Source organism: Streptomyces sp. CNZ301 (assembly GCF_004217425.1).
This window is the reverse complement of record NZ_SHLG01000002.1, coordinates 1,102,617-1,123,776: the sequence shown is the minus strand read 5'-3', so window position 1 is coordinate 1,123,776 and position 21,160 is coordinate 1,102,617. Positions and strand designations below refer to the sequence as shown.

At 66.0% G+C, this 21,160-nt stretch carries 6 protein-coding genes, 1 tRNA gene, 3 rRNA genes and 1 pseudogene; 10 read left to right on the top strand and 1 reads right to left on the bottom strand.

The window, feature by feature from the left end:
• The 6 genes and pseudogenes from EV375_RS28980 to EV375_RS28955 form a co-directional block, all read left to right on the top strand.
• Nucleotides 1-664, top strand: a pseudogene (locus EV375_RS28980) (MBL fold metallo-hydrolase RNA specificity domain-containing protein); the annotation flags it as partial.
• 391 nt (nucleotides 665-1,055) lie between these two features.
• A 16S ribosomal RNA gene (locus EV375_RS28975) occupies nucleotides 1,056-2,585 on the top strand.
• 356 nt (nucleotides 2,586-2,941) lie between these two features.
• Nucleotides 2,942-6,068: ribosomal RNA gene (locus EV375_RS28970) — 23S ribosomal RNA — on the top strand.
• A 122-nt stretch (nucleotides 6,069-6,190) separates the two neighbouring features.
• Nucleotides 6,191-6,307 (top strand): 5S ribosomal RNA (rrf, locus tag EV375_RS28965).
• Together the 16S, 23S and 5S rRNA genes form the textbook arrangement of a ribosomal RNA operon.
• 102 nt (nucleotides 6,308-6,409) lie before the next feature.
• The gene (locus EV375_RS28960; RefSeq protein WP_130302843.1) at nucleotides 6,410-7,096 is read left to right on the top strand and encodes a DegT/DnrJ/EryC1/StrS family aminotransferase; all 687 of its coding nucleotides are present in this window, start codon (nucleotides 6,410-6,412) and stop codon (nucleotides 7,094-7,096) included.
• Between the two features lie 115 nt (nucleotides 7,097-7,211).
• A tRNA-Thr gene (locus EV375_RS28955) sits at nucleotides 7,212-7,284 on the top strand.
• A gap of 90 nt (nucleotides 7,285-7,374) precedes the next feature.
• Here EV375_RS28955 and EV375_RS28950 read toward each other — a convergent pair.
• A complete protein-coding gene (locus EV375_RS28950) occupies nucleotides 7,375-9,990 on the bottom strand; it encodes a SpoIIE family protein phosphatase (RefSeq protein ID WP_486588865.1) in 2,616 nt (871 codons plus the stop codon).
• Between the two features lie 500 nt (nucleotides 9,991-10,490).
• On the opposite strand from EV375_RS28950, the gene EV375_RS28945 reads away from it, so the two are divergent.
• From EV375_RS28945 to EV375_RS28930, 4 genes are all read left to right on the top strand, one after another.
• Complete coding sequence (locus tag EV375_RS28945; RefSeq protein ID WP_130302842.1) at nucleotides 10,491-16,199, top strand: HAMP domain-containing protein; 5,709 nt, start codon at nucleotides 10,491-10,493, stop codon at nucleotides 16,197-16,199.
• A 246-nt stretch (nucleotides 16,200-16,445) separates the two neighbouring features.
• Complete coding sequence (locus tag EV375_RS28940; protein ID WP_130302841.1) at nucleotides 16,446-17,156, top strand: response regulator; 711 nt, start codon at nucleotides 16,446-16,448, stop codon at nucleotides 17,154-17,156.
• A 207-nt stretch (nucleotides 17,157-17,363) separates the two neighbouring features.
• Nucleotides 17,364-20,099, top strand: coding sequence for a DNA translocase FtsK (locus EV375_RS28935; protein ID WP_130302840.1), 2,736 nt, complete (start codon nucleotides 17,364-17,366; stop codon nucleotides 20,097-20,099).
• A 190-nt stretch (nucleotides 20,100-20,289) separates the two neighbouring features.
• Nucleotides 20,290-21,111, top strand: coding sequence for a helix-turn-helix domain-containing protein (locus EV375_RS28930; RefSeq protein ID WP_130302839.1), 822 nt, complete (start codon nucleotides 20,290-20,292; stop codon nucleotides 21,109-21,111).
• Nucleotides 21,112-21,160: the final 49 nt, after the last annotated feature.

The following is a 21,160-nucleotide window of genomic DNA, read 5'->3' as shown; positions in this document are numbered from 1 at the left end:
CCTCATCCGGGCAACGAGAACGCGGTGTACCGCGTCATCAACGGCCTCACCCGCTGGGGCGCCAACGTCGTGCACAAGGGCAACGCCCGGGTCCACGTCTCCGGGCACGCCTCCGCCGGCGAACTGCTGTACTTCTACAACATCTGCCGGCCCAAGAACCTCATGCCCGTCCACGGTGAGTGGCGGCACCTGCGGGCCAACGCCGAACTGGGGGCGCAGACCGGCATTCCGCGTGAGCGGGTGGTCATCGCCGAGGACGGCGTGGTCGTCGACCTGGTCGACGGCAAGGCCACCATCGCGGGGAAGGTGCACGCCGGTTACGTGTACGTGGACGGCCTGTCCGTCGGCGATGTGACGGAGTCCTCCCTCAAGGACCGCCGCATTCTCGGCGACGAGGGAATCATCTCGGTCTTCGTCGTCGTCGACAGCAGCACGGGCAAGATCGTCGGTGGACCGGCATGTCCAGTCGCGCGGTTCGGGTATCGACGAGGCCGACTTCGAGCAGGTCGTCCCGAAGATCGACGAGGCGCTGGGCAAGGCGGCACAGGACGGCGTCGCCGAACCTCACCAACTCCAGCAGCTGGTGCGGCGGACCGTGGGCAAGTGGGTCTCCGACACCTACCGCCGCCGCCCGATGATCCTCCCCGTGGTCGTCGAGGTCTGAGCCCCAACGCAGGGCGGAGCGCCTCGATTTGCGTCCAGGCGCTCCGCTCCAGTACGTTTACATCTCCAACTCAGCGGGTACCGGCCGATCTTCGGCCGCAGCATCCGCAACCAGATCCAACTCGACGGTCCGGTAAACGGATTCGGAAAGTTCCCTGGTAGGGTTGGAATCACCGAGAGGGAAGCGCCCGGAGCGGCCTGTGAGGGTCGTGATGGAAGCGTCCGTTCTTTGAGAACTCAACAGCGTGCCAAAAGTCAACGCCAGATATGTTGATACCCTCGTGTCTTCACGTTTTGTGGAGGCGTGGGATTTCTTTGATTGACAGCGAGGATGCTGTGCACGCCGGGATTATTCCTCCTGGTTGTGCCGCTCTTTCGTGGTGTCTAGTGCATTCACGGAGAGTTTGATCCTGGCTCAGGACGAACGCTGGCGGCGTGCTTAACACATGCAAGTCGAACGATGAAGCCCTTTCGGGGGTGGATTAGTGGCGAACGGGTGAGTAACACGTGGGCAATCTGCCCTGCACTTCGGGACAAGCCCTGGAAACGGGGTCTAATACCGGATACGACTCGGGGAGGCATCTCTACCGGGTGGAAAGCTTCGGCGGTGCAGGATGAGCCCGCGGCCTATCAGCTTGTTGGTGGGGTGATGGCCTACCAAGGCGACGACGGGTAGCCGGCCTGAGAGGGCGACCGGCCACACTGGGACTGAGACACGGCCCAGACTCCTACGGGAGGCAGCAGTGGGGAATATTGCACAATGGGCGGAAGCCTGATGCAGCGACGCCGCGTGAGGGATGACGGCCTTCGGGTTGTAAACCTCTTTCAGCAGGGAAGAAGCTTTTGTGACGGTACCTGCAGAAGAAGCACCGGCTAACTACGTGCCAGCAGCCGCGGTAATACGTAGGGTGCGAGCGTTGTCCGGAATTATTGGGCGTAAAGAGCTCGTAGGCGGCCTGTCACGTCGGATGTGAAAGCCCGGGGCTTAACCCTGGGTCTGCATTCGATACGGGCAGGCTAGAGTTCGGTAGGGGAGATCGGAATTCCTGGTGTAGCGGTGAAATGCGCAGATATCAGGAGGAACACCGGTGGCGAAGGCGGATCTCTGGGCCGATACTGACGCTGAGGAGCGAAAGCATGGGGAGCGAACAGGATTAGATACCCTGGTAGTCCATGCCGTAAACGTTGGGCACTAGGTGTGGGCGACATTCCACGTTGTCCGTGCCGCAGCTAACGCATTAAGTGCCCCGCCTGGGGAGTACGGCCGCAAGGCTAAAACTCAAAGGAATTGACGGGGGCCCGCACAAGCGGCGGAGCATGTGGCTTAATTCGACGCAACGCGAAGAACCTTACCAAGGCTTGACATACACCAGAAAGCTGTGGAGACACAGCCTCCCTTGTGGCTGGTGTACAGGTGGTGCATGGCTGTCGTCAGCTCGTGTCGTGAGATGTTGGGTTAAGTCCCGCAACGAGCGCAACCCTTGTCTCGTGTTGCCAGCAGGCCCTTGTGGTGCTGGGGACTCACGGGAGACTGCCGGGGTCAACTCGGAGGAAGGTGGGGACGACGTCAAGTCATCATGCCCCTTATGTCTTGGGCTGCACACGTGCTACAATGGCCGGTACAATGAGTTGCGATGCCGTGAGGTGGAGCGAATCTCAAAAAGCCGGTCTCAGTTCGGATTGGGGTCTGCAACTCGACCCCATGAAGTCGGAGTCGCTAGTAATCGCAGATCAGCATTGCTGCGGTGAATACGTTCCCGGGCCTTGTACACACCGCCCGTCACGTCACGAAAGTCGGTAACACCCGAAGCCGGTGGCCCAACCCCCTTGCGGGGAGGGAGCCGTCGAAGGTGGGACTGGCGATTGGGACGAAGTCGTAACAAGGTAGCCGTACCGGAAGGTGCGGCTGGATCACCTCCTTTCTAAGGAGCATCTTCAGTTGTCACTCTCCACCGTTGGTGGTGCGGGAGTGCGGCTGCAGAGGCCAGTACACCGGCGGATGTCCGGTGCTGGTTGCTCATGGGTGGAACGTTGACTATTCAGTGCCGTCTTCGTGGACGGTTGTGAGTACTGCTTCGGCGTGGAAAGCAACTGGTTTTGCGGGGGTGGTGTTGGGCGCGCTGTTGGGTGTCTGAGAGTGCGGGCGGCTGCTGCTGTTGTGGTGGTGGTTGTGTGTCTCTTGGTTGCCGGCCCTGGTGAACTCTGTCCCGTTGGTGGGGTGGGGGTGGTGGGTGGCTGGTTGTTGTTTGAGAACTGCACAGTGGACGCGAGCATCTGTGGCCAAGTTTTTAAGGGCGCACGGTGGATGCCTTGGCACCAGGAACCGATGAAGGACGTGGGAGGCCGCGATAGGCCCCGGGGAGTTGTCAACCGAGCTGTGATCCGGGGGTGTCCGAATGGGGAAACCCGGCAGTCGTCATGGGCTGTCACCCGCATCTGAATGTATAGGGTGTGTGGAGGGAACGCGGGGAAGTGAAACATCTCAGTACCCGCAGGAAGAGAAAACAACCGTGATTCCGGGAGTAGTGGCGAGCGAAACTGGATGAGGCTAAACCGTATGTGTGTGAGACCCGGCAGGGGTTGCATGTACGGGGTTGTGGGAGTTCTCTTGATCGGTCTGCCGGCCGGTCGGCGAGTGAGAAATTGTTGATGTAGGCGAAGGGCATGCGAAAGGCCCGGCGTAGAGGGTAAGACCCCCGTAGCTGAAATGTCAGCAGCTCGTTTGAGGATCACCCGAGTAGCATGGGGCCCGAGAAATCCTGTGTGAATCTGGCGGGACCACCCGTCAAGCCTAAATATTCCCTGGTGACCGATAGCGGATAGTACCGTGAGGGAATGGTGAAAAGTACCGCGGGAGCGGAGTGAAAGAGTACCTGAAACCGTGTGCCTACAAGCCGTGGGAGCGTCGCACGTCAAGTTTGCTTGGCGTGTCGTGACTGCGTGCCTTTTGAAGAATGAGCCTGCGAGTTTGCGGCATGTTGCGAGGTTAACCCGTGTGGGGGAGCCGTAGCGAAAGCGAGTCCGAAGAGGGCGTTTGAGTAGCGTGTTCAAGACCCGAAGCGGAGTGATCTAGCCATGGGCAGGGTGAAGCGGAGGTAAGACTTCGTGGAGGCCCGAACCCACCAGGGTTGAAAACCTGGGGGATGACCTGTGGTTAGGGGTGAAAGGCCAATCAAACTCCGTGATAGCTGGTTCTCCCCGAAATGCATTTAGGTGCAGCGTCGTGTGTTTCTTGCCGGAGGTAGAGCACTGGATAGGCGATGGGCCCTACCGGGTTACTGACCTTAGCCAAACTCCGAATGCCGGTAAGTGAGAGCGCGGCAGTGAGACTGTGGGGGATAAGCTCCATGGTCGAGAGGGAAACAGCCCAGAGCATCGACTAAGGCCCCTAAGCGTGTGCTAAGTGGGAAAGGATGTGGAGTCGCAGAGACAACCAGGAGGTTGGCTTAGAAGCAGCCATCCTTGAAAGAGTGCGTAATAGCTCACTGGTCAAGTGATTCCGCGCCGACAATGTAGCGGGGCTCAAGCACACCGCCGACGTCGTGTCACTCACATATGTGCCTTAACGGGTGTGTGGGTGGGTAGGGGAGCGTCGTGTGCCGGGTGAAGCAGCCGTGGAAACGAGTTGTGGACGGTATGCGAGTGAGAATGCAGGCATGAGTAGCGATACATACGTGAGAAACGTGTGCGCCGATTGACTAAGGGTTCCTGGGTCAAGCTGATCTGCCCAGGGTAAGTCGGGTCCTAAGGCGAGGCCGACAGGCGTAGTCGATGGATAACCGGTTGATATTCCGGTACCCGTGGCAGTGCGCCAGCGCTGAATCAGGTGATGCTAAGCCCGTGAAGCCCCCCGTGTGTGTCCTTCGGGATGCCGTGGGTGTGGTGGAGCCGGCGGTCCGATCCTGTAGTAGGTGAGTGATGGGGTGACGCAGGAAGGTAGTCCAGCCCGGGCGGTGGTTGTCCCGGGGTAAGGGTGTAGGGCGTCGTGCAGGTAAATCCGCACGGCATGTGCCTGAGACCTGATGCCGAGCCGATTGTGGTGAAGTGGATGATCCTATGCTGTCGAGAAAAGCCTCTAGCGAGTGCTGTTGCGGCCCGTACCCTAAACCGACTCAGGTGGTCTGGTAGAGAATACCGAGGCGTTCGGGTGAACTATGGTTAAGGAACTCGGCAAAATGCCCCCGTAACTTCGGGAGAAGGGGGGCCACGGCTGGTGATCCCACGTGCTGGGGGAGCTGGTGGTGGCCGCAGAGACCAGCGAGAAGCGACTGTTTACTAAAAACACAGGTCCGTGCGAAGCCGTAAGGCGATGTATACGGACTGACGCCTGCCCGGTGCTGGAACGTTAAGGGGACCGGTTAGTCACATTTCGGTGTGGCGAAGCTGAGAACTTAAGCGCCAGTAAACGGCGGTGGTAACTATAACCATCCTAAGGTAGCGAAATTCCTTGTCGGGTAAGTTCCGACCTGCACGAATGGCGTAACGACTTCTTGACTGTCTCAACCATAGGCCCGGTGAAATTGCACTACGAGTAAAGATGCTCGTTTCGCGCAGCAGGACGGAAAGACCCCGGGACCTTTACTACAGCTTGATATTGGTGTTCGGTTCGGTTTGTGTAGGATAGGTGGGAGACTGTGATACTCGCACGCCAGTGTGGGTGGAGTCGTTGTTGAAATACCACTCTGATCGTGCTGGATGTCTAACCTGGGTCCGTGATCCGGATCAGGGACAGTGTCTGGTGGGTAGTTTAACTGGGGCGGTTGCCTCCTAAAATGTAACGGAGGCGCCCAAAGGTTCCCTCAGCCTGGTTGGTCATCAGGTGGTGAGTGTAAGTGCACAAGGGAGCTTGACTGTGAGACTGACGGGTCGAGCAGGGACGAAAGTCGGGACTAGTGATCCGGCGGTGGCTTGTGGAAGCGCCGTCGCTCAACGGATAAAAGGTACCCCGGGGATAACAGGCTGATCTTCCCCAAGAGTCCATATCGACGGGATGGTTTGGCACCTCGATGTCGGCTCGTCGCATCCTGGGGCTGGAGTCGGTCCCAAGGGTTGGGCTGTTCGCCCATTAAAGCGGTACGCGAGCTGGGTTTAGAACGTCGTGAGACAGTTCGGTCCCTATCCGCTGCGCGCGTAGGAGTCTTGAGAAGGGCTGTCCCTAGTACGAGAGGACCGGGACGGACGGACCTCTGGTGTGCCAGTTGTCCTGCCAAGGGCATGGCTGGTTGGCTACGTTCGGGAGGGATAACCGCTGAAAGCATCTAAGCGGGAAGCCTGCTTCGAGATGAGGACTCCCACCCCCTGTGTGGGGTTAAGGCTCCCGGGAGATGACCGGGTTGATAGGCCGGATATGGAAGACCCGTGAGGGTTGGAGTTGACCGGTACTAATAAGCCGAGGGCTTGACCACAGATTCTTTTTGCTCGCGTCCACTGTGCGGTATCTGAAACAACAACCATGGTTGTTTGAGAATCCTGAATTGAACAGTGTGTACTGGTACACAGGTTTCCCCCGCTGTGGTGGGGGGTGTGTTTCGGTGGTCATAGCGTGAGGGAAACGCCCGGTTACTTTCCGAACCCGGAAGCTAAGCCTTACTGCGCCGATGGTACTGCATGCGGGAGCGTGTGGGAGAGTAGGACACCGCCGAACTACTATTGAAGGGCTGTGGTTTTCGAACTGTTGGGTTCGGGAACCACAGCCCTTATTCGTGTGGTCACCGGGAGTTCATTTTCCGCGCACACCATCGGCGACATGAGCGCGACAGAGATGACGGCCGTCGGCATACGAAGCGGAGACGAGGTTGTGGTGCCGGCCTTCGGCGGTGCCGAAGTGGCGGGCGCGGTACGTGCGGTGGGGGCCAGGCCCGTGTTCGCGGACATCGATCCACTCAGTTTCTGCCTGTCCCCGTCGGCGGCGGAGGCCGCCGTCACGGACCGGACGGTTGCCATTGCGCCCGTCCATCTCTTCGGTCACCCCGCGGACATGGTTTGCCTGCGTGAGTTGGCGCAGAGGCACGGTCTGCATGTCGTGGACCCCGGTCCCGGGCCCACCGTGGCTTCGATCGACGGCGCACGCCGCCGGCAGTCGGCGGGTTTCCTGGAGCGCCGTCTGCGAGGCGTGGTGACACCGGCCGTCGCTCTCGGGGTTCAGCACGAGTTCACGGAGTACGTGGTGCGTGTGCCCGGCAACGGGCGGCCCGACCGCGATGCTTTCAAACACGCGCTCAGGGCACGCGGAGTGGGTTGCTACGTACCGGTGAAGAATCCGGCGCATCGTACGGCGGAGTTCCGCACCGATGTGTGGCTGCCCGAGTCGGAGCGGGCGGCGGACGAGACGCTGGCTCTTCCCGTGGAGGCGTCGATGACGAAGCGCGAACTCCACCGGATGGTCTCCGCCTGCAACGGCCTCGGCGGGCTGCTGATGGATGCGGCCTGCTGAAGATCGCACGCCGTGAACCGGAAGACGAATCAGTAGACGGTGCACGGTAGTTGTCGCCGCGGGACGGGTGTTCGTGGCGGGGTGCGGCATCAGGTAAGATCGACTCCGCTGCCGCGCCCCAATAGCTCAGTCGGCAGAGCGTCTCCATGGTAAGGAGAAGGTCAACGGTTCGATTCCGTTTTGGGGCTCTGAACAAGCAGTTCGAAGGGGGGCTTCCGTCCGAGGACGGAAGCCCCCTTTTCGTTGTTGTGTCCGCTGCCGGTGACTGCGGCTTGGGACTACTCGGGTACGCGCATGGCAAGGATGGCCATGTCGTCCGAGGGAGCCGCGCTCGCGAAGCGTTCGACGGCACGCATGATCCTCGCGGCAACGGCCCCCGCCGTCAGTCCGGTGCAGCTGGTCAGTACGTCGGCCAGACCGTCGTCCCCGAGCATGCGCGTGCCCTCGCGGCGTTCGGTCACGCCGTCCGTGACGCACAGCAGTACATCGCCCGGGTCCAGGAATACGGTCTGCTCGTACAGTTCGAGGTCCTCCATGACGCCCAGGAGGGGCTGCGGGTCCGCGGCCGGTTCCACGCTGCCGTCCTGGCGGAGCCGCAGCGGAAGCGGATGCCCGGCGCAGACGACCTTGAGCTCGGCGCTCCCGTCGCGCTGTGGCCGCAACTCCCCGTACAGCAGCGTCAGGAAGCGGCTGCGCGCTCCCTCGTCGAGGATCGCCGTGTTGAGCCTGTCCAGGACTGCCGGCCCGCCCAGACCTTCGCGCGCGAGCAGGCGCAGCGCGTGTCTCGCCAGGCCCGTCACGGCTGCCGCCTCCGGCCCCGTGCCGCAGACGTCGCCGATGGCGAAACCGTAGGTGTCCTCGGAGATGTCGAAGAGGTCGTAGAAGTCGCCACCGACCTCGTTGCCCTCGCCGGCCGCACGGTAGATCACCTCGACCTCGACTCCGCCGCTGACTTCGGGGAGTTCGGGGGGTAGGAGGCTGCGCTGCAACGACTGGCTGATGGCCGTCCGCTCCGAGTAGAGCCTCGCGTTGTCGAGGGCCAGTGCGGCACGGCGGGAGAGGTCCTCGGCGAGTTCGAGGATCTCCTGCCTGAACCGTTCGTCCGCCGGCTTGCCGAGCGTCAGCATGCCGATGACGCGGTTGCGCGCGACCAGGGGCAGGACCACCGTTTCGCCGCCCACTGCCGACGCCGTGGCCCGCGTGGAGCCGGGCGACAGCTGGTGCTCCTCCTCACCGAGCACCACGGTGCGCAGCGAACTGCGGAGGGCAGCCGAGTGCGCCTCGTCGGACAGCGCACTCCACACGCGGGCGCCGGGAGCGGGCACCGGGTCCGGCGGATCGACCTTGCTGAGCAGCGACTTGAGGTGGTCGATACGGTCCTCGTCCTCGTGCAGCACGTACGACAGCTGCGGGTCCGAGCCGGGCTCGGCCACTGTGTAGACGGCGCACCATGCCGCCAGGGTGGGCACCGTCATCTGTGCCATGAGGGCCAGTGTCTGGTCCCTGTCGAGCGTGCCTGCCAGCAGGTCGGACGCTTCGACGAGGAAGGAGAGCGAGCCGCGCCGCAGCCGCTCCAGCTCGGTGAGACGCGCTCGTTCGACGGCGAGCGCGATGCGGTCGGCGGCGAACTGGAGGCGCAGCGCCTCCTCGTTGGTGTACCGGCCGGGCGCTTCCGTGGCGACGCCCAGCGAACCCGTCAGCCGGCCCTCGACCTTCAGCGGGACCGTGACGACGGAACGCATGCCCGTACCGGCGAGCAGCGGGACGGCACCCGGCACGACGGTGAGGTCTTCGTGCACCGAAGGCATGCGCGCCGACCCGTACCGCCCGGTGCCCGCCTCGACCGGTACGCGGGCGAAGCGCTGGCGCGCGGAGGGCAGGCCGGTGGAGGCGCGGACCTCGAGTTCCGTTTCGTCGTCCGTGGCGAGGAGGAGGTAGGCCGAGTCGCCGTCCAGCATGTCGCGGGCGCGTTCCACCGTGCGCTGGAGCAGCCCGTCGAGATCGTCGGGGGCCGGGGAACCGATGAAGATTTCGAAGGGGTCGCCCGGGCCCTCTCCGGTTTCCTGGCGGGCGGCGGAGTCCGGTGCCGGGGAGCGCAGCGGGGACTGAAGAACGGCACGTTCGTGGTCCCGTACGAGCAGGCACACGGTGGACGGTTCTCCGTCGCTGTCGCGCACGCGCAGGTGGGAGGCGTAGACGGGGATCGTACGGCCGTCTGCGTCCCGCAGCCCGTACGAGCCCTCCCAGCGGGAGAGATGCAGCGCCTCGGCGATGCCTGTGCTGGTGCCGGGGGTGTGGGGCCATGCGGCGAAGTCGGTGAGCGGCTTGCCGACGACCTGGTCGGCCGGGTACCCGAACAGCTGCTGCGCGTCCTCGTTCCAGGCGACGATTGTGCCGCCGCGGTCGACCTGCGCGACCGCGACCCGTACGCGCCTGTCGGCGACGGGAAGCGCGTCGTCGGGCAGTGCGGGGCCTGCCGCGCGGGTGCCCACGGGACGTTCGGGCAGGTCGAGGCTGAACCAGACGCGCTTGTCGGCGGCCGTGTAGTCCACGCCCCAGTGCGAGGCCAGTGCCGCGCACAGCAGCAGGCCGCGGCCGCCCTCCCGGTCCGGGCTGCCAAGGACGTGTGCGGGGTCCTGGAGCGGCAGCTCCCGCTCCGGGTAGCGGTCGACGACTTCGATGCGTACGCCCTCGCCGTCGCGCAGGCACACCACTTCGGCGGCCGTGCCCGCGTGCACCACGGCGTTGGTGACGAGTTCGCTGGTCAGAACGACGGCGTCGTCGACGATGTCGCCGAGCCCCCATCCTTGGAGGGTGTCCCGCACGAAGGCGCGGGCGGTTGCGACGGAACGTCCGACAGGCTCGAACGTGGCCGCTGCCCTCGCGGTGATCACTCGTCTCCCCTTGTATCGCTGATCGCTTCCCGCCGGTGCGCCGTCCGCGCCTGGCGGGGTGTGCTGCGCCGCGATGGCGGGTGCACTCACGCTGTCGTCTGCCGGGCTGTTCCCATTACCGCCGGCCGGGAGACCCACGTCGCCGTCCGCGGGCATCCCCCCGCGCTCGGCGCTCTGCTCTTGCGTCACCCGCAGCGCCCCTCCGTTGCCTTTCATGTTGCCGCAGCCGCCCCGCCTTCTCCGTGCGTTTCCACACGATCCGCACTTTTCGCGCTCTGTCCACAACGCGGGCCGGATGGACAGCCGGAAGCCAGGTTACTTACGTTCGCAGTGTGCGCGGGTGCCGGATCCAGTGTGTTTTCCGTCCGGGGTCTGTGGAGAGCCGTGTGCCATGCTGCCGAACTGTTATCGCCTGGTTCGGGCAGGGTGAAACACTGGGAAGGCTCGAAGCAGAAGCCCGGGTATGACGGCAGGACGGTCGACCCTTCGGGAGGGACACGGTGGAGTCTGGCGCAGCGGTGCGTAACAAGAGTGCGCGCGCGAAGAGCAGCCGCTCCCGGAAGAGCGGGACGATCGAGGTCGACGCGGCGTCCGTGAACCGGTTGCTGCAGGCGCTGACGGCAATGCGGGACGGCAACTTCCGCAAGCGCCTCACCGTCACGGGTGACGGGCCAATGGCCGAGATCGCTGCGGTCTTCAACGAGGTCGCCGACCAGAACCTTCATCTGACGGGTGAACTGGCGCGCGTGCGGCGGGTGGTGGGCCGCGAGGGCAAGCTGACGGAGCGGCTCGAGACGGGCACGTGCGAAGGCTCGTGGGCTGCGGCGATCGACGCGTCCAACGCCCTGGTGGAGGACCTGGTCAGGCCCGTATCCGAGGTCGGCAGAGTGCTGACCGCGGTGGCCGAGGGCGACCTGGAGCAGCGGATGGATCTGCGCTCCCGCGGGGCCGACGGCAGCGGGCGGCCGCTGCGCGGTGAGTTCCTGAAGGTCGGGCGCACCGTCAACGGGCTCGTGGATCAGCTTTCGGTGTTCACGGACGAAGTGACGCGCGTTGCGAGCGAGGTCGGCACCGAAGGGAAGCTGGGCGGGCAGGCGCGCGTGCGCGGTATGTCCGGTTCGTGGAAGGATCTGACGGATTCTGTCAACACGATGGCGTCCCGGCTGACCGCTCAGGTGCGTGACATTGCTCTCGTCACGACCGCGGTCGCGAAGGGTGATCTGTCACGCAAGGTCACCGTCCATGTGGCCGGTGAGATGCTGGAGTTGAAGAACACCGTCAACACGATGGTGGACCAGCTCTCCTCCTTCCAGTCCGAGGTGACCAGGGTCGCCCGCGAGGTCGGCACCGAGGGCGAGCTCGGCGGCCAGGCCCGTGTGCAGGGAGTGGCGGGCGTCTGGAAGGACCTCACCGACTCCGTCAACCTCATGGCCGGCAATCTCACCTCCCAGGTGCGTGAGATCGCCCAGGTGACCACGGCCGTCGCCAACGGTGACCTTTCGCAGAAGATCACGGTGAACGCGAGGGGCGAGGTCGCCCAGCTCGCCGAGACCATCAACACGATGACCGAGACGCTTCGTACGTTCGCGGACGAGGTGACCCGTGCGGCGAACGAGGTCGGCACGGAGGGTGTCCTCGGCGGTCAGGCGCAGGTGCCCGGCGCCGCCGGGATCTGGAAGGACCTCACCGACTCGGTGAACACCGCTTTCCGCAACCTCACCGCGCAGGTCCGTGACATCGCGCAGGTGACGACGGCGGTGGCCAACGGCGACCTGTCGCAGAAGGTGACCGTGGACGTCTCCGGCGAGATGCTGGAGCTGAAGACCACGGTGAACACGATGGTCGACCAGCTCTCCTCGTTCGGCGCGGAAGTGACCCGTGTCGCACGGGAGATCGGCGTCGAGGGCGAACTCGGCGGTCAGGCGCAGGTGCCGGGCGCCGGCGGCACTTGGAAGGACCTCACCGACTCGGTGAACACAGCCTTCCGCAACCTCACCGGGCAGGTCCGCAACATCGCGCAGGTGACGACGGCGGTGGCGAACGGCGACCTGTCGCAGAAGGTCGCGGTGGACGTCTCCGGCGAGATGCTGGAGTTGAAGAACACCGTCAACACGATGGTGGACCAGCTCTCCTCGTTCGCGGAGCAGGTCACGAGGATGGCCAGGGACGTCGGTACGGAGGGCCGCCTGGGCGGTCAGGCCCGCGTCGACGGCGTCTCCGGGACGTGGAAGGACCTCACCGACTCCGTCAACTTCATGGCGGGCAACCTGACTTCGCAGGTTCGGAACATCGCCCAGGTCACCACTGCCGTCGCCCGTGGTGATCTCTCCCAGAAGATCGAGGTCGACGCCCGCGGGGAGATCCTGGAGCTGAAGAACACCATCAACACGATGGTCGACCAGCTCTCTTCGTTCGCGGAGCAGGTCACGCGGGTCGCCCGCGAGGTGGGCACCGAGGGGCGGCTCGGCGGTCAGGCGCAGGTGCCCGGTGTGGCGGGCGTCTGGCGTGATCTGACCGACTCCGTCAACGGCATGGCCGGCAACCTCACCGACCAGGTGCGGAACATCGCGCAGGTGGCCACCGCCGTCGCCCGTGGTGACCTCTCCCAGAAGATCACCGTGGACGCCCGCGGGGAGATCCTGGAGCTGAAGAACACCCTCAACACGATGGTGGACCAGCTCTCTTCGTTCGCGGAGCAGGTCACGCGGGTGGCCCGCGAGGTGGGCACCGAGGGCATCCTGGGCGGCCAGGCCGAGGTCAAGGGCGTCTCCGGGACGTGGAAGGACCTCACCCAGTCCGTCAACTTCATGGCGAACAACCTCACTTCGCAGGTCCGGAACATCGCCGAGGTGACCACCGCGGTCGCGCAGGGCGACCTGTCCAAGAAGATCACCGTCGACGCCAAGGGCGAGATCCTCGCGCTGGTGACGACCGTGAACACGATGGTCGACCAGCTGTCCTCGTTCGCGGAGCAGGTCACGCGGGTGGCCCGCGAGGTGGGCACCGAAGGCATGCTGGGCGGCCAGGCGCGGGTGCCGGGCGTCACCGGCATCTGGAAGGACCTGAGCGAGAACGTCAACCTGATGGCGAACAATCTGACGAGCCAGGTGCGCAACATCTCGCAGGTCGCCACCGCGGTCGCCAACGGCGACCTGACGAAGAAGGTCACCGTCGAGGCGAGCGGTGAGGTCGAGCAGCTCGCAGACACCCTCAACACGATGGTCACGGCGCTCTCCACGTTCGCCGAAGAGGTCACCAGGGTCGCCCGCGAGGTCGGGACGGACGGCGTCCTGGGCGGCCAGGCCCGGGTGGCCGGAGTCGCCGGCACTTGGAAGGACCTGACCGAGTCGGTGAACTCGATGGCCTCCAACCTCACCGGCCAGGTCCGCAACATCGCGATGGTCACCACCGCCATCGCCCGCGGTGACCTGACGAAGAAGATCGACATCGAGGCCAACGGCGAGATCCTGGAGCTGAAGACGACCATCAACACCATGGTCGACCAGCTCTCTTCGTTCGCGGAGCAGGTCACGCGGGTGGCCCGCGAGGTCGGCACCGAGGGGCAGTTGGGCGGTCAGGCACGCGTGCGCGGCGTCGCGGGCACGTGGAAGGACCTGACCGACTCGGTGAACGAGATGGCCTCCAACCTGACCCGTCAGATGCGTGCGATCGCCGACGTCGCCACCGCTGTGACGCGCGGCGACCACAACGTGCGCATCGACGTGGAGGCAGCGGGAGAGATCCTGCAGCTCCAGGGCTACATCAACACGATGATCGCCAACCTCCGCGAGACCACGCTCGCCAACCAGGAGCAGGACTGGCTCAAGGGCAACCTCGCCCGCATCTCCGGCCTGATGCAGGGCCGCCGCGACCTCAAGGACGTCGCCGGCCTGATCATGAGCGAACTGACGCCGGTCGTCTCCGCGCAGCACGGCGCGTTCTTCCTCGCCTTCTCCACCGGCGAGGACAGGGAGGACGTCGGCGTCGGCGCGGACCACGGCGCGGAATGCAACTACGAGCTCCGTCTGGTCGGCAGCTACGGCTACTCGACTGAGGCCATGCCGACGACCTTCACGCCCGGCGAGTCCCTGGTCGGGACCGCCGCGCAGGAGGCGCGCACGATCCTCGTCGAGAACGCTCCGCCCGGCTATCTGAAGATCTCCTCCGGGCTCGGAGAGGCACCGCCCGCGCACGTCATCGTGCTGCCCGTCGTCTTCGAGGGAACGATCCTCGGAGTGATCGAGCTGGCGGCGTTCCAGCCGTTCGCGCAGATCCAGAAGGACTTCCTCAACCAGATCGCCGAAATGATCGCCACGAGCGTCAACACGATCAGCGTCAACACGAAGACCGAAGTCCTGCTCCAGCAGTCGCAGGAGCTGACGGAGCAGTTGCGGGAGCGCTCGGAGGAGCTGGAGAACCGGCAGCGCGCGCTGCAGGAGTCGAACGCGCAGCTGGAGGAGAAGGCCGAGCAACTCGCCCAGACCAACAGCGACATCGAGATCAAGAACAGGGAGATCGAGGAAGCGCGGCAGGTCCTGGAGGAGCGTGCCGAACAGCTGTCGGTCTCGATGCGCTACAAGTCGGAATTCCTGGCGAACATGAGCCACGAGCTGCGCACTCCGCTCAACTCGCTGCTCATCCTCGCGAAACTGCTCGCCGACAACGCGGAGAGCAACCTCTCGCCGAAGCAGGTCGAGTTCGCGGAGACGATCCACGGCGCCGGTTCGGACCTGCTGCAGCTGATCAACGACATCCTCGACCTGTCGAAGGTCGAGGCGGGCAAGATGGACGTCAGCCCAACGCGCATCGCGCTGGTCCAGCTCGTCGACTACGTGGAGGCCACGTTCCGGCCGCTGACGGCGGAGAAGGGGCTCGACTTCTCCGTACGCGTCTCACCGGAGCTGCCCGCCACGCTGCACACCGACGAGCAGCGGCTGCTGCAGGTGCTGCGCAACCTGCTGTCCAACGCGGTGAAGTTCACCGACACCGGCGCCGTCGAGCTGGTGATCCGCTCCGCGCACGCGGACGTTCCCGACGTCATCAAGGAGCAGATGCTGGAGCACGGATCGCTGCTGGACGCCGATGCCGAGATGATCGCCTTCTCGGTGACCGACACCGGCATCGGGATCGCCGCCAGCAAGATGCGTGTGATCTTCGAGGCGTTCAAGCAGGCGGACGGCACGACGAGCCGCAAGTACGGCGGTACGGGCCTGGGTCTGTCCATCAGCCGTGAGATCGCCCGGCTGCTCGGCGGTGAGATCTACGCGGCCAGCGAGCCCGGCCGGGGGTCCACCTTCACGCTGTACCTGCCGCTGCATCCGACGGAGCTGCCGCCGCAGGGGTACGCCCAGCTCGGCTCGGGCACGCTGGCGGTCGCCGCCGCCGCGGAGACCGGGGCGGCCGCGGCCGAACGCATCGCTCCGCTGGAGCGGGTCGAGGACGCGGACGCTCCCGGGGTCGAGGGACGGGAGGCCGAGGAGGCCGAGGGCGGCCCCGAGCGCGGGGCCGTCGAGGCCCCGGAACAGGCCGCGAACGACATCGCCGCGTCCGAGGCGGAACGGGCCGCCGCCTCCCTCATGCGGCGCCGCAGGCAGCGCAACGCCGCCGAACCCGAGCAGCGGCCGGAGCTGCCCCCGGAGGCGCAGCCGGAGCCCCGCGCGCTGCACAACGGCCGCGGTGGACGGCAGGCCCGGTTCGGCCGCACCGGCTCCGGTGCGGGTGCCGGCCGGGGGAGCGGGGCTGACGCTGCTTCCACGGCGTCCCGGGCCGCTGGGGACGAGGCCTGGCTGCACAGCGGGCAGGACCTCGTCGAGCCGGGCCCCGGCGGCGACTTCGGCGGCGAGAAGGTGCTCATCGTCGACGACGACATCCGTAACGTCTTCGCGCTCACGAGCGTCCTCGAACAGCACGGTCTGCAGGTGCTCTACGCGGAGAACGGCCGCGAGGGGATCGAGGTCCTGGAGCAGCACGACGATGTGACGGTGGTGCTGATGGACATCATGATGCCCGAGATGGACGGCTACGCGACCACTGCCGCGATCCGCAAGATGCCGCAGTTCGCCGGGCTGCCGATCATCGCGCTGACGGCCAAGGCGATGAAGGGCGACCGGGAGAAGAGCATCGAGGCGGGAGCGTCCGACTACGTCACGAAACCTGTGGACACCGACCACCTGTTGTCCGTCATGCGGGAGTGGATGAGCGCGCGCTGATGTGGCACGGTGCTCGTAGCAGTCGGCCGCTGACAGAGCGTGCCGAGAATATGTGGAAGTGCGGTCAACCGGGAACCTTGCGGTCTCCTGAGACGTTTTTGCTGCGTGCACAGTGACATCACGGTGACAGGGTGTGGTGAACACCGGCGTGCGGCTACGATGGCCCGCACAAGGACGGGCGGCGCTGTCGATGAGCGGCCCTCAGGGGCGGCGTCCGACAGACTGCCGGGGCGAGGAGGACGGGCCATGGTGCAGAAGGCCAAGATCCTCTTGGTCGATGACCGGCCGGAGAATCTGCTGGCGCTGGAGGCCATTCTCTCCGCGCTCGATCAGACACTGGTGCGGGCATCGTCAGGGGAGGAAGCGCTCAAGGCGCTGCTGACGGACGACTTCGCGGTCATCCTGCTCGATGTGCAGATGCCCGGCATGGACGGCTTCGAGACGGCGGCCCACATCAAGCGCCGGGAACGTACGCGGGACATCCCGATCATCTTCCTGACGGCCATCAACCACGGTCCGCACCACACCTTCCGGGGCTACGCGGCGGGAGCGGTGGACTACATCTCCAAGCCGTTCGACCCTTGGGTGCTGCGGGCCAAGGTCTCCGTATTCGTCGAGCTGTACATGAAGAACGTCCAGCTGCGCGAGCAGGCGTCGCTGCTGCGGCGCCAGTTGGAGAACGGCAGCGCTTCCTCCGGCCAGGCGGGGACCGAGAGCGCGGACGGCGACGAGGGCGCCGAGCCCCACGGCCTGCTGACCGAGCTGTCCACCCGTCTCGCCGCCGTGGAGGAGCAGGCCGAAGCGCTGTCCAAACAGCTGGGCGACAGCGCCGAGTCGGCCACCGTCGCCACGGCCGCGCATCTCGAACGCAAAATCACCGGGCTGCGCCGGGCACTTGACGCCCTCGAACCCGGCACGGGCGGCAGCGCCACGGCCCAGGTGCCCTCCCAGAACTGACCGGTCCGGGGCCGGGTCGTACGGCCCGTACCGGCATGCCGTGCAGCAGGAATCCCGCCGAGCCGCCTCCTGACGCGCCGTCACCGGTCTGCCTGCCCTGTCCTGCCCCAACAGCGCGAGACGTGCCCCTGGCACCCGCGCGGCCACCACGCAGGCCCTGCACAGTCGTTCGTGCTCCGGAGGCCCGACGACGGTAACCTCACCGTCATGGCCTCTCGTACGTCAGGCTCCGGAAAGGCAGCCAAGAAAGCACCCGCGAAGAAGGCTGCCGCGAAGAAGGCGCCGGCGAAGAAGGCCACCGCCAAGAAGGCAGCGCCCCGCAGGCCTCCCGCCAAGGCGAAGGGCAAGCCGGCACCCAAGCCGGCTCCGTCGCCCACCGGTGGCATCTACCGCCTGGTGCGGGCCGTCTGGCTCGGTCTTGCCCACACGCTGGGCGCGCTTCTGCGCGGCATAGGGCGCAGCACCAAGGGCCTCGACCCGGCCCACCGCAAGGACGGCGTGGCCCTGCTGCTGTTCGGCCTCGCCCTGGTCGTCGCCGCGGGCACCTGGTCCAACCTCGACGGCACCGTCGGCGAGCTCATCAAGATGCTCGTCACGGGAGCCTTCGGGCGGCTCGATCTGCTCGTGCCGGTGCTCCTCGGCGTCGTCGCCGTGCGCCTGATCCGCCACCCCGAGAAGCCGGAGGCCAACGGCCGTATCGTCGTGGGACTTTCGGCGCTCGTCGTGGGCGGGCTCGGGCTCGTGCACATCGCCTGCGGTGCGCCCGGTCGCGGCGCGGGGGAGAGCGCCATCCAGGACTCGGGGGGCCTCATCGGCTGGGCCTCGTCGCGGCCGCTGATCGAGACGGTCGGCGGGGCGCTGGCCGTGCCGCTGCTCGTGCTCGTCGCCGTCTTCGGTCTGCTGGTCGTCACCGCCACGCCCGTCAACGCGATTCCGCGGCGGCTGCGTGCGCTCGCCGTGCGGCTGGGCCTCGCGGACGCGCCTGCCGCACCGGGCGAGTTCGAGGACGAGGAGACGGACGAGGAGCGCCCGGCGCGGGGGCGTGCGCACAACATGCGCAAGGAGTACCTGGACCCCGCGCACGCGGAGAAGGAAGCGCTCGACGCGCGCCGCTCCTCACGTAAGGGCCGTGGCCGCCGCGGCGGTGCGGCGGCGGGTGCCGGCCGGTCTGACGAATCGTTCGACGTCTCAGCCGGCGCCGCGGCCTCGCTCGACGGGGCGCTGCTGCACGGCGTGCAGCCCTCCCCGCTCGTCGCCGACCTGAGCAACGGCGTCTCCTCCGGTGAGCGGCGCGGGGCAGCCGGAGAGGAGACCGCGTCCGAGGACGTGCCGGCCGCGCGGCGCGAGCGCGGTGAGACGGGCGCCGGCCGGCGCGAGGACACCCCGGTGCCCGACCTGACGAAGTCGCCCGCCCGGAAGGAGCCGGAGTCGCTGCCGCCGCGCGCCGAGCAGCTTCAGCTCTCCGGGGACATCACCTACTCGTTGCCCTCCCTCGACCTCCTGGAGCGGGGCGGGCCCGGCCGTACACGCAGTGCCGCCAACGACCGTGTGGTCGAGTCGCTGACGAACGTCTTCGGCGAGTTCAAGGTCGACGCCGCCGTCACCGGCTTCACACGTGGCCCGACCGTGACCAGGTACGTGATCGAACTCGGCCCGGCGGTGAAGGTCGAGAAGATCACGGCCCTGACGAAGAACATCGCCTACGCCGTGGCGAGTCCGGACGTGCGCATCATCAGCCCCATCCCGGGCAAGTCGGCGGTCGGCATCGAAATCCCCAACAGCGACCGGGAGATGGTGAACCTCGGTGACGTGCTGCGCTCCGCCGAGGCGTCGGGCGAGGAACACCCTCTGCTCGTGGGCCTCGGCAAGGACGTCGAAGGGGGTTATGTCTCGGCCAATCTCGCCCGCATGCCACACATACTGATCGCGGGCGCGACCGGTTCCGGCAAGTCCTCCTGCATCAACTGCCTGATCACCTCTGTGCTGGCCCGTGCCACTCCGGAGGACGTGCGGATGGTCCTCGTCGACCCCAAGCGGGTCGAACTGACCGTCTACGAGGGCATTCCGCACCTCATCACGCCCATCATCACCAACCCCAAGAAGGCCGCCGAGGCGCTGCAGTGGGTCGTGCGTGAGATGGATCTGCGCTACGACGACCTGGCGGCGTACGGGTACCGGCACATCGACGACTTCAACGCGGCCGTGCGCAGCGGTAAGGCGACGGCGCCGGAGGGCAGCGAGCGGGAGCTGGCGCCGTACCCGTATCTCCTGGTCATCGTCGACGAGTTGGCCGACCTGATGATGGTGGCCCCGCGCGACGTCGAGGATGCGATCGTGCGCATCACGCAGCTCGCGCGTGCGGCGGGCATCCACCTGGTTCTGGCGACGCAGCGTCCGTCCGTGGACGTCGTGACCGGTCTGATCAAGGCCAACGTGCCCTCACGGCTGGGCTTTTCCACGTCTTCCCTCGCCGACAGCCGCGTCATCCTCGACCAGGCCGGTGCGGAGAAGCTGATCGGCAAGGGCGACGGCTTGTTCCTGCCCATGGGCGCGAACAAGCCGGTGCGGATGCAGGGGGCCTTCGTCGGCGAGGAAGAGGTCCAGGCGGTCGTCGCGCACTGCAAGGAGCAGATGTCCCCGGACTTCCGGGACGACGTCGTCGTCGGGCAGAGCAAGAAGAAGGAGATCGACGAGGAGATCGGCGACGACCTGGACCTGCTCTGCCAGGCGGCGGAGCTTGTCGTCTCCACCCAGTTCGGTTCGACGTCGATGCTGCAGCGGAAGCTGCGCGTCGGCTTCGCCAAGGCCGGGCGGCTGATGGATCTGATGGAGTCCCGTGGCGTGGTCGGGCCCAGCGAGGGCTCCAAGGCGCGTGATGTGCTGATCAAGCCCGACGAACTTGATGGTGTGCTCGCCGTGATCCGCGGGGAACCTCACCCATAAGGACGAGTGAGGCAACCGTTTCCCTGGCGTATACGTCAAGTTGGAGATGGGAGTGTGCGGAAGTGTCCGAAGTCAGGCGGTACGACAATCCTGATGGCGTACAAAGTTCGTCCGCCCGCTTGCCCCGCTCTTTTGCCCCGCCCCTAGACTGAACGTCCAGCAGGTGGCTACACGCTCGAAAGGCGCCCCCGTGTCCATCGGCAACGAAGCGGAAGAGGACCGTCCATCGGTCGGTCAAGCCCTCAAGCAAGCACGTAACGAAGCACGGCTGACAGTGGACGAAGTCAGTACGTCTACGAGAGTGCGCGTCCCCATCGTGCAGGCGATCGAGGAGGATGACTTCTCCCGCTGCGGCGGCGACGTCTACGCCCGCGGTCACATCCGGACCCTGGCGCGCGAAGTCGGACTGGATCCCGAAGAGCTCGTCTCGCAGTACGACGAGGATCACGGCGGACGTCCTCAGCCGACGCCGCCCGCCGCGCTCTTCGAGGCCGAACGCATCAGGCCGGAGCGGCGCAGGCCGAACTGGACCGCCGCCATGGTCGCCGCGATCGTCGCGGTCGTCGGTTTCGTCGGCTTCACCCTCGTCGGAGGCGGTGGCGAGCAGGAGCCGTCGAAAGCGAAGGAGTCACGCTCCGCGGAGCCCTCGGAGACTTACACCCCGTCAAAGCCCCCGCAGAGCTCGGCCCCCGAGGATCAGAAGCCCTCCGAGGGCCCCGAGGCCTCCGACAGCGCGATCGCCGCTGCACCCGCCGACAAGGTCACGGTGCAGATGACGGCGGAGCAGGACGTGTGGATCTCGGCGCGGGACCACAACGGACGGCTGATGCACGAAGGCGTGCTGAAGAAGAGCAAGAGCAAGGTCTTCACCGACGACGAGCGCCTCAGCCTCGTACTCGGCAACGCCGGCGGCGTGAAGCTCTACGTCAACGGCAAGGAGGTCAAGGACGTCGGCGAGGACGGCCAGGTGCAGCGAGTCAGCTACACCAGGGGCGACCCCGAGGCGGGCTGACCCGGCGGCAACGCCGACCCGATGCGCCGCCCTGACCAGGGCACCGCAG

Bases quoted from the DNA above. Each gene is read 5' to 3' on its own strand.
- EV375_RS28960 (WP_130302843.1), top strand. From the start codon at position 6,410: ATGAGCGCGACAGAGATGACGGCCGTCGGCATACGAAGCGGAGACGAG.
- EV375_RS28940 (WP_130302841.1), top strand. From the start codon at position 16,446: ATGGTGCAGAAGGCCAAGATCCTCTTGGTCGATGACCGGCCGGAGAAT.
- EV375_RS28935 (WP_130302840.1), top strand. From the start codon at position 17,364: ATGGCCTCTCGTACGTCAGGCTCCGGAAAGGCAGCCAAGAAAGCACCC.